Source organism: Kordia zhangzhouensis (assembly GCF_001005305.1).
Classification (GTDB): Bacteria; Bacteroidota; Bacteroidia; order Flavobacteriales; family Flavobacteriaceae; genus Kordia; species Kordia zhangzhouensis.
Window position 1 is genome coordinate 1 of the sequence record NZ_LBMH01000027.1, and the last position, 2,293, is coordinate 2,293.

The 2,293-nt window shown below is 35.4% G+C and carries 1 protein-coding gene; it reads right to left on the reverse strand.

Annotated elements, in window-relative coordinates; translation table 11 throughout:
- On the reverse strand, positions 1 to 2,115 hold a 2,115-nt coding region (locus AA088_RS17850; RefSeq protein ID WP_193786300.1), incomplete at its 3' end, for a choice-of-anchor L domain-containing protein.
- Positions 2,116 to 2,293 lie beyond the last annotated feature (178 nt).

Genomic DNA, 2,293 nt, shown 5'->3' on the forward strand with positions numbered 1-2,293 from the left:
GATAATCTCTGCATTGGCATCAGTAAGAGTAAAACCAACAAAACCATCTGTATCATCATCGCATTCTTGTAGAGTTGTTGGCACAACTGCTATTGGTAATGGATTAATTCCTAAATTAAAACTTGTCGTTGCATAACATGTATTACCTACTTGAGTACTTTCGATTCTAACAAATATTGTTTCACCATCACTACCAGAGTAAGGTGATGTTAGTTCATTTATGTCTGCATCAGCATCTGCTTGATTTGTATGGTAAGTAATAGCAAAATCAGCCGGAGTCTGTGTTCCAAGTATCGCAGCCTCTTGCATTGTCAAATCAAAATCCTCTATTCCATCACCTGACAAGTCATCACAAGTTACCATATTTGCAGGTTGATTTGCAACTGGTTGTGTATTAATAATTATATCGAATTGAGAAGTGTCATAACAGTTGGTGTTATCATTATTTTCAATGCGAACATATATCGTTTGAGGGTTAGATGTGTTTGTGTATGGGCTCGTTATTGGAGCTATTCCATTTAATGCATCAGTTGAAGATTCATGGTATGTTACTGTAAATTGAGCAGGGTTTTGAGTACCTAATACTTGCGCATCGTTATTTGTAAGTACAAAATTAGCTACATCGTCATTTGTATCATCATCACAAATAATTACATCTGTCACAGTATTAGCCACAGGTTGCGTATAAACTTCTAAATCAAAGCTTGTCGTTGCATAGCACATTCCCGATAAATCTTCTACACGCACAAAAATAGTTTCTGGATTGGTTCCATTTGTATACATCGTAGGAAGTGGATTCATATCCATTTCAGCGTCATCCAAAGTATTATGATAAGATATACTAAATTGTGTAGGATCTTGCGTAAGCAATACATCATTATTGACCAAAGAAAGATCAAATTGAACACCACTTGTTCCTGCGAGTGCACATTCAATCAAATTATTAGGTTGATTAGCTACAGGAACAGGCGCAAATTCTATTACAATTGTATCGTCTGTACTGCAATTTGTTGAAACCGAAACATTCACAGAGTATGTCCCTGGAGTGGTTACATCTAAAGTGGGATTTGTTTCTCCTGTCAATTCATCTCCATCTTGAAACCAAGTGTAAGTAGCAGTAGCAACTGAAGATTGTGCATTTAGTGTGATTGTATCACCTTCACACACAGGATTTCCTGTAGTAATTAATCTATCTTGCCCAAGGTCAAAAGCTCCAATATTAAAACTTCCTCCCTCTAAAAATACAGCAGAATCAAAAGAAGAATCTATATAATCTGCTATAACTAGTTTTATAGTATATGTTTGACCTGGTATTACGTCTGCTTCGGCGGTAAGAGCGACTGTTTGTCCATCAAAAGCAGTTGAACCATTATTACTTCCTGGCACATCAAAAAATTCTGGAAAGGCAAATTGACCGAGTCCAGGTCCACAGCTAAAGTTATGAATATTTGTAATACTTGCAGGGATATTAGAGTTTGGCAACAATGCTATGTTTCTCCCGCCAAGATTTAAACTAAGTTCTGGTGTAGCTGGATTTGCATCGTGATCATAAAGATTTGTATTTGGAATTCCTGGTCCGCTCAAAATAAATGCAAAAGTATCAGCAAAACTACAAGGATATGATGCACTAGTAGTGTATTCTTCTGAAGCTAGTATATATCTAAAACTAATTTGATCTGCCAAAGGCACAAAAGTAAATTCAATAGCAGTAGCATTAAATGTGTTATCTGAACCTCCTGTTAATACTTGCAAATCTGTATCTCCTTCCCATACTCCAGAACCAAAACTCAAATTTGCACCTCCATTATTAGGAATAGACAACACTCTAGAACTACTTAATACAATTCCTTCTGAGAAAGGAAAGTTTGCAGTTCCTGTATTAAAATAACCATAACTTTCAAATCCTAAATTAGCCCCGTTGGTTTCAGCAGCTTGGTCATCTGCCCCACTGTGATTCGTTACCCGTATATTATCCGGTTCATTACCACAGACATTTTGAAATAGAACATCTATGACCAATTCTTCGGGAGTATATGTATCATCTACTGTGATAGATTGAGTATATGCTTGTTGCCCTATAAACAACAATAAAACAAGGAATATTTTAGTTTTCATGAAAAGTAGTTAGTGGTTAGTTAGCTATGCCTTACTCAAATATATTAATAAGCTCGAAATTGCGCCATTTTTTAACAAAAAACCGAAGACAAATAGCTTCGGTTTTTATATGTTCATTACTTTTTTTTTTAATGTATGTCTATATTTTCTATAGAATCCTATCTCTTCAATGTAAAAT